General features: G+C 45.3%; 8 protein-coding genes and 2 pseudogenes. 3 read left to right on the top strand and 7 right to left on the bottom strand.

Going from position 1 to position 7,480, the window contains the following annotated elements; genetic code table 11:
* The 3 genes and pseudogenes from REG_RS13850 to REG_RS14755 all read left to right on the top strand — a co-directional run.
* Positions 1–187, top strand: a 187-nt coding sequence (locus tag REG_RS13850) for a hypothetical protein (protein ID WP_218015690.1), incomplete at its 5' end; no start/stop codon positions are given.
* Positions 151–387 (top strand): annotated as a pseudogene (locus tag REG_RS14760) (hypothetical protein); the annotation flags it as partial. The gene REG_RS13850 and the pseudogene REG_RS14760, both read left to right, overlap by 37 nt.
* 29 nt (positions 388–416) lie before the next feature.
* Positions 417–626: a YadA C-terminal domain-containing protein gene (locus REG_RS14755; protein ID WP_087943438.1), complete on the top strand. Its 210-nt coding sequence runs from the start codon at positions 417–419 to the stop codon at positions 624–626.
* 335 nt (positions 627–961) lie between these two features.
* Here REG_RS14755 and REG_RS10370 read toward each other — a convergent pair whose 3' ends face one another.
* From REG_RS10370 to thiC, 7 genes and pseudogenes are all read right to left on the bottom strand, one after another.
* On the bottom strand, positions 962–1,642 hold the full coding sequence (locus tag REG_RS10370) for a hypothetical protein (protein ID WP_006705602.1): 681 nt from the start codon (positions 1,640–1,642) through the stop codon (positions 962–964).
* Between the two features lie 120 nt (positions 1,643–1,762).
* A complete protein-coding gene (gene thiH, locus REG_RS10365; RefSeq protein ID WP_006705601.1) occupies positions 1,763–2,887 on the bottom strand; it encodes a 2-iminoacetate synthase ThiH in 1,125 nt (374 codons plus the stop codon).
* Positions 2,880–3,686, bottom strand: a complete 807-nt coding sequence (locus tag REG_RS10360) for a thiazole synthase (RefSeq protein ID WP_006705600.1) — start codon at positions 3,684–3,686, stop codon at positions 2,880–2,882. Before REG_RS10360 ends, thiH begins: the two co-directional genes overlap by 8 nt.
* Before the next feature lie 4 nt (positions 3,687–3,690).
* On the bottom strand, positions 3,691–3,891 hold the full coding sequence (gene thiS / locus REG_RS10355; protein ID WP_039908993.1) for a sulfur carrier protein ThiS: 201 nt from the start codon (positions 3,889–3,891) through the stop codon (positions 3,691–3,693).
* A 1-nt stretch (position 3,892) separates the two neighbouring features.
* Positions 3,893–4,654: a HesA/MoeB/ThiF family protein gene (locus REG_RS10350; protein WP_006705598.1), complete on the bottom strand. Its 762-nt coding sequence runs from the start codon at positions 4,652–4,654 to the stop codon at positions 3,893–3,895.
* A complete protein-coding gene (gene thiE / locus REG_RS10345) occupies positions 4,647–5,300 on the bottom strand; it encodes a thiamine phosphate synthase (RefSeq protein ID WP_039908991.1) in 654 nt (217 codons plus the stop codon). The genes REG_RS10350 and thiE overlap by 8 nt, the downstream gene beginning before the upstream one ends.
* Positions 5,287–7,261, bottom strand: a pseudogene (gene thiC / locus REG_RS10340) (phosphomethylpyrimidine synthase ThiC). Before thiC ends, thiE begins: the two are co-directional and overlap by 14 nt.
* Between the last annotated feature and the right edge of the window lie 219 nt (positions 7,262–7,480).

The raw sequence follows: 7,480 nt of genomic DNA, 5'->3' as shown, positions 1-7,480 counted from the left end.
TACTGCGTCGAGTAAATTTATCTCTCCAAACTATAACGTTCAAAATAAGCAATTCAATAATGTGGGTGATGCCCTGACAATGCTAAATAAGGTGGTCACTAAAAATAGTACGGATATTACTGAGTTAAAAAAGTTATCTCTGATGATGGTATGTTATTACCGCCGGTATCTGGCGCAAATATACTGATAACGCAGGATATAGAGGGAAAAAAAATCAGAATCGGAGAAAATAAAAAAGGAAAATCCATTGATATTAGCGGTGTTGAGGGTAATCGCAGAATGACGGGTGTCAAGGATGGCATTGCTGATAATGACGCGGTTAACCTTAAACAACTAAAGGCTCACCATCGAGCCATTAAAAAATTAGATAATCGTATTGATCAGGTAAAAAATAAGCTGACAGCGGGTATTGCTTCATCTATAGCGATGGCAGGGATCCCACAGGCGCTTATGCCCCTGATTCCAGTTTATTCGGTGCGGCGGTTGCGAGCTACCGTGATGGATCGGCAATTGCTATCGGCGTCTCTAAAATTTCTGAAAGCGGGAAGTGGATAACCAAACTACAGAGTAGTAATAATAGCCAAAATGATTTTGCCATCTCAGTAGGTGTGGGTTATCAGTGGTAAATATTTACCGCGTGTTGCTTTGAAGGTTTTGCAAAAAATCTGTTGATATACCCAATGAATTTCGAGTTACGGCAAGGCGGCCAAGGTGTGAGACCGATGAGCGTAGATAGACTACGTGATTCGGCGAGCACCCGCCGCGCCAACGCCGCCGTAACTTGAAAGGCGAAGGGTATACAGGCTACCGCTAACATCCCCCGTTAGGAGTGATATTAGCGGTTTAGCCAAAATCATTTTAATTTGATTTAAGTGTTGTCGTCGCTTGCCGTATTATTTGTACTGTCTGCGCTCCTCCGCCTTGAATAAAATTAAACTGATTCGGCTATAGTGTAATTTACTCAGATAAAAGAAAAGTAGTTCGCAACCAGCGTGACGAAACTAGGTTGAGTGCTTGGACTTGTTTTTGTATTCGCAGGGTGTGGTTCATTAAAAACCTCGAAGGAATGTGTTGCTGATACTAATGCCTCGTGAGAGGAGCCTGTGATGTCAAGCTGGTTTTGCCTTCTCTGCTGAAACTGTTTACTGTGTAATAATTGACCGTTAGCATCGTATTGGCGCTTAGTGGTGTGGCGTGTCAGTAACTTATGATTGCTATCGTACTCGTTTGCAACGATATGTTGAGCGACTAAACGGCCGTTGGTATCATACTCGGAATTGGTTATTTTGCTTGGCAAGTCGTCGAAAGCCCCGATCCCGTAGTCGATATCACTGGATATGAGCAAGTTACCCTGCGCATCATACACATATCTCTTTTTCTTATTTTGGTGTAGTCGACTGTTTTTATCGTACCAACGCTCGGTATTGTTTATTAAACGACCATGAGTATCATATTGATTCACCATTTCATGAACAAATTTTAATTTTTTTTCTTCATCGTAAGAAAATATAAAGGAATGAAGTAATTTTCCTTCTGCATTGTACTTAGCATGTTTTTCGACATTTTCAGAGGGTGTGGAACTGTGAATTGTGGGCTGATCGTTTCCATTTTTTTGTAGTGAAGACACATCCGTTTGATCCATATAATACCTCGTAGTTTAATAAAATTTATCAATCACTCTAATTCTATCCAAGTATAGGAAAAAAATGGACTTTTGTGCCATAGCCTATTCGAAATCTTTTATGCTCGCTAAAGAAGATTGCTAAATTCGCCCTAAATAATGTTCCCAATCTTTCCAAACAGGCTGAAGCCCGTTTTTAATTAACATCTGAGCGACTTGTTGGGCTGAACGGTTATCATGAGGCGAAAATTGCTCGAGTTCAGGATCACGGCTTGCATAGCCGCCTGGTTGCGTTTTGGAGCCGGCACTAATGTTATTGATGGCCAGTGGGATCACGTGGTCGCGAAAAAAGGGAGATTCTCTGGTCGAGAGAGAAAGTTCGACATCGGGGGCAAATAAACGAAAAGCACAAATTAATTGTACTAGTTGTCGTTCACTCATCACAGAAGCCGGTTCAACACCACCAAGACAAGGGCGTAAACGTGGAAATGAGATCGAATAGCGGCTTTGCCAGTAGTTTTTTTGCAGATAAAATAAATGCTCTGCCAGCATGTAGCTATCGACACGCCAGCTGGATGATAAGCCGAATAATGCCCCTAAGCCGATTTTATCGATTTTGGCGCGCCCCAATCTATCCGGTGTTGCTAATCGCCAATGAAAATCTTGTTTTTTCCCGCGTAAGTGGTGCTGGTGGTAGCTGGCAGCGTGATAAGTTTCTTGGTACACCATAACCGCATCTAGCCCCAGTTTTTTTAATTCAGCATATTCTTGTTCTGTTAGGGGATGGACTTCCATCATTAACGCACTAAAATTTTTGCGGATCGCCGGTAAATGACGGCGAAAATACTCCATACCTACCTTTGTTTGATGCTCTCCGGTAACCAGCAATAGATGTTCGAAGCCTTGGGCTTTGATAGCCGAGCATTCACGGATAATTTCGTCTTCATTGAGCGTTTTACGTTTGATTTTGTTGCTCATGGAAAATCCGCAATAGCTGCATTCATTGGCACAGAGATTGGATAGATAGAGTGGTACAAAAAAATTAACGGTATTACCAAAGCGTTGTCTGGTTAATTGTTGTGCTTTTTGCGCTAGTGGTTCGAGATAGGATTGTGCTATCGGTGAGAGCAGAGCCATCATATCTTCTCGGCTTGGTTTGTTGGCATTGAGGGCACGTTCAACATCAAATGCCGTTTTGCTGTTGATCCGCAATGCGATATCATCCCAATTTAGCCTTTGCCAATGATGACTAAAATCATTAAACATGTTGTTGATCTTTTATTTGATTGAGAAAAGCAGTTAATGGGCTGCTGGCAACCGCCTGTTGTTGACGCTGAGCCAATCCGGCTTGATAAGCTAATCTCCCCGCTTCCACTGCCAGTTTGAAGGCTTGTGCCATTTGCACGGGATGACAGGAAACGGCGATGGCGGTGTTGATCAACACCGCATCTGCCCCGAGCTCCATGGCTTCCAGCGCGTGGCTAGGTGCGCCAAGACCCGCATCCACCACCACCGGTACTTTGCTTTGTTCGATAATCCATTGTAAAAAATCGCGGGTGCGTAGCCCCAAATTAGTACCAATGGGGGCGCCGAGTGGCATCACAGCCGCGCAGCCGACCTCTTCTAAGCGTTTGCATAGCACGGGATCAGCACTGCAATAGGGCAACACGACGAACCCTTCTTTTACCAATGCTTCAGCGGCGTTTAAGGTTTCTATCGGATCGGGTAACAAATGTCTGCTATCAGGATGAATTTCTAGCTTTATCCAGTCAGTTTTTAGCGCTTCCCGCGCCAATTTAGCCGCAAAAATAGCTTCTTTTGCTGTTTTGGCGCCGGAGGTATTCGGCAGTAGTTGGACACTAACGGATCGTAGCGGTGTTAAAATCGTATCCTGATTTGCAGCGAGATCAACCCGTTTCATCGCGAGCGTCACTAATTGTGAGCCTGACGCCTGTAGTGCCTCCGTCATCAATTTTGCATTAGCAAATTTTCCTGTGCCCATAAACAGGCGTGAGCTAAAGGGGGTATCGGCAATGGTTAACTGATTTTTATGATCGATGGTCAAAATATTAGCCTCCGGCGATTGCCTGAAAAAGTAAAATATCATCCCCTTCTTTCACCCTATGCGTGGCCCAATCGCTTTGAGGAATAATAGTTTGATTTATGGCTAAGGCATTCCCCTGCTGAGTTTGTTGTAATTGCTGAAGCAGGTTGTCAATGGTCATGGCGCTTTCAAGCTCTATCGGCTGATCATTAAGCATAATTTTCATATTATTTTTCACCTGGTTGTTTTATTACGCCACAAACTGCACAGTGGGTTGAGCGGTTTAATTGCAAGTGACGCCAACTGTTTTTTTTGCCATTAAATAAACCGAGTTTTCCACTGAGGGCGGAAGGGAGCCCCGCTAGAATTTTGATCGCTTCCAATGCTTGTAATGTGCCGATAACGCCAACCACAGGACCTAATACCCCTGCTGTACGGCAGTTGTTTGGCGCGATTTTTTGATTGGGATACAGGCATGCGTAGCAACCATAGCGATAGGGGGGCTCGATAACCAATAGTTGTCCGTTAAAACCGATGGCGCTGCCGCTGATTAGCGTTTTTTGCGCGCTAATACAGGCGGAATTGATGTGATAACGTGTTGGCAGGTTATCACTGCAATCGAGTACTAAATCAACGTCTTTGACCACCTTCGCTAAATTTTCTTCCGTCAGTCTATTGTTGATAACACGGATAGTGATCTGCGGATTGAGTTGATGCAAATGGGCGCTGGCGCGTTTGGCTTTACTCTGACCAATATCGGCAGTGCGATACAGGATCTGGCGTGATAAATTAGTCAAATCCAGCCGATCATCGTCTGCGAGTGATAATGTGCCCACCCCTGCGGCGGCTAAATAAAGCGCCGCAGGGGATCCTAGCCCGCCAAGACCCACGATAAGTACGTGAGCACGCTGTAATTGATGCTGTCCTTGATAATTTATCTCTTCTAACATCAGTTGGCGGCTGTAACGTAAAAAATCACTATCATCCATCAGCGATGCCCTGATTTTCGATCAGGCGCAATAACGCCGCTGTTGCCTGACGCCAATCGGCGGCTTTGGTGATGGCACTCACGACGGCTACCCCCCCCACTCCGCATGCCAATACCGGTAGCACACGCTCAATACTGATCCCCCCAATAGCGACAGTTGGGTAATCAGGCGTATTTTTCACTTGACGTTTTAATGCTGCTAGCCCCTGCGGTGAAGACGGCATTTGCTTCGTTTGCGTAGGAAAAATATGACCGAGGGCGATATAAGAGGGTCGTATTTGGCGCGCTTGTGCTAATTCTTGCTCGTCATGGGTTGAAATACCGAGCCGCAAGCCAGCAGCTTGCATAGCACTGAGATCGGCAGTGCTGAGATCCTCTTGCCCTAAATGCACGCCATAGGCTTGGTGTTTGATAGCCAGTTGCCAATAGTCATTAATAAAAAGTTTCGCGTCTGGATACTGTTGACTCAGTGAAATGGCGCTAACGATGGTTTTTTCTAGCTGTATCGCTGCTAAATGCTTAATACGCAATTGTAAGCTAGTTACCCCACTATCCAACATGCGGTTGATCCAGGTTAGTGAATCCACCACGGGGTACAGACCCAATCGGCATGAGGTATTGGCAAAAGGGGCGTCAGGAAGATTCATTGGTTGCCCCTGTCGGTAAATTGACTGCTGCCTGATACAGTTCACCGCCGTTAGAACGGAATGCCGCTGCCATTTTTGCCATGCCGTCTTGTTGTATCTGTATTGGTTGTGCGGCTATTTCTTGTGCGGCAGCGTAGTCACGTATTTCTTGTGAGATTTTCATCGAGCAAAATTTTGGCCCACACATAGAACAAAAGTGAGCGATTTTGCCAGATTCTTGTGGCAGGGTCTCATCGTGATAGGCGCGGGCGGTAGCGGGGTCGAGGGATAAATTAAATTGATCTTCCCAACGAAATTCAAAACGTGCTTTTGACAGGGCGTTATCACGGATCTGCGCCCCGGGGTGTCCTTTTGCTAAATCAGCAGCATGGGCGGCAATTTTGTAGGTAATCAGCCCTTGTTTGACATCTTCTTTATTTGGCAGACCCAAATGCTCTTTGGGCGTGACATAACACAACATAGCGCAACCAAACCATCCGATTATCGCGGCGCCAATCCCCGAAGTAAAATGATCATAGCCAGGGGCGATATCGGTGGTCAGTGGCCCTAATGTGTAGAAAGGGGCTTCATGGCAGTGCGCTAATTCTTCTGCCATATTACGGCGGATCATCTGCATGGGCACGTGCCCAGGTCCTTCGATCATCACTTGTACGTCATATTGCCAGGCAATTTTTGTTAGTTCGCCCAAGGTATACAGCTCTGCAAATTGCGCCTCATCATTGGCATCTTGAATAGAGCCTGGGCGCAATCCATCACCGAGTGAAAGTGAAACATCATAGGCGGCACAAATTTGGCAAATTTCTTTGAAATGCTCATACAAAAAATTTTCTTGATGATGAGACAAACACCACTTTGCCATGATAGAGCCGCCACGGGAGACAATACCGGTCAAACGCTTGGCGGTCATAGGCACATAACGCAGGAATACCCCTGCGTGGATGGTGAAATAATCAACGTCTTGTTCTGCTTGCTCTAATAATGTGTCACGAAATATTTCCCAATTTAGATCCTCAGCAACGCCGTTGACTTTTTCTAATGCTTGATAAATTGGCACCGTCCCTATCGGCACTGGGCTGTTGCGCAAGATCCATTCACGTGTTTCGTGAATATAACGCCCGGTTGATAAATCCATCACGGTATCATCCGCCCCCCAACGGGTTGCCAACACCAATTTTTCTACTTCTTCTTCGATAGAAGAGCTGACGGCAGAATTGCCGATATTGGCATTCACTTTGACTAAAAAGTTACGACCAATGATCATGGGCTCTGATTCAGGGTGATTAATATTTGCAGGGATAATGGCGCGTCCAGCGGCAACTTCTTGCCGGACAAATTCTGCAGTAATGTTTTTTGGCAGATTGGCACCGAAGGCTTGCCCAGTATGTTGTTGGAGTAATAGTTCACTGGTAATTTTTTCGCGGTTCATATTTTCACGAATGGCGATAAATTCCATTTCAGGAGTGATGATACCGGCACGGGCATAATGTAACTGGGTAACACATCGATTCGTCATGGCTTTTATCGGCCGTGGGAGTTGTTCGAAACGTAGATGATCAAGCCCTTCATCAGCCAAACGTTGTTGAGTAAAACCAGAGCTAACTGTTAGTAATGCTTCGGTATCTTGTCGTTCTTTGATCCAATTAGCACGTAGTTTAGGCAAGTCAATATGCACATCTAATTTAGATTGAGGATCACCATAGGGGCCGGAGGTATCGTAAACCGGGATCGCGGGATTATTTTGGTAGGAGGGGGGGTGATTTTTGCCTGAAATCAATGTAGCACTTTGTTGAATTTCACGCATAGGGACTCGAATATCTTGGCCGTGAGCCGGATTGATAAATACGTTTAGAATTGGGAAAAGTAATCCCTTTTAGCGTAGTAATAAACTGCTCAGCAGCATCACGTTGCTGTTTACGTGGGCGTGTAATAGCTTGATGGGGCGGTATTATAGTTTTAGACACAGCAAGTTCCTGTTGATTATCGAAAAAAATTTATCTACGGAGAAAATTGCTTGTCTGGAGTATGGCGGGAGGGAGTAATGCTACTAGTTAAGATAGCTGTAAGAGCCTATGCGAAATCTCTTGTGCTCGCTGATTAACGATAAATTACTCTTGTTCCCTTCGCGGGTATTAACCCGATCAGGTTCCGCGGATCCCGAATTAACGGTCTCAGCCTGTGCA

It is taken from the genome of Candidatus Regiella insecticola LSR1, from assembly GCF_000143625.1.
In the GTDB taxonomy this organism is placed as follows: domain Bacteria; phylum Pseudomonadota; class Gammaproteobacteria; order Enterobacterales; family Enterobacteriaceae; genus Regiella; species Regiella insecticola.
The sequence above is the reverse complement of the archived record's forward strand: the minus strand, read 5'-3'. Positions and strand labels throughout refer to the sequence as shown.

Excerpts from the sequence above, each read along its gene's own strand:
- thiH (WP_006705601.1), bottom strand. The coding sequence starts at position 2,887 with ATGTTTAATGATTTTAGTCATCATTGGCAAAGGCTAAATTGGGATGAT.
- REG_RS10370 (WP_006705602.1), bottom strand. The coding sequence starts at position 1,642 with ATGGATCAAACGGATGTGTCTTCACTACAAAAAAATGGAAACGATCAG.
- thiS (WP_039908993.1), bottom strand. The coding sequence starts at position 3,891 with ATGAAAATTATGCTTAATGATCAGCCGATAGAGCTTGAAAGCGCCATG.
- thiE (WP_039908991.1), bottom strand. The coding sequence starts at position 5,300 with ATGAATCTTCCTGACGCCCCTTTTGCCAATACCTCATGCCGATTGGGT.
- REG_RS10350 (WP_006705598.1), bottom strand. The coding sequence starts at position 4,654 with ATGGATGATAGTGATTTTTTACGTTACAGCCGCCAACTGATGTTAGAA.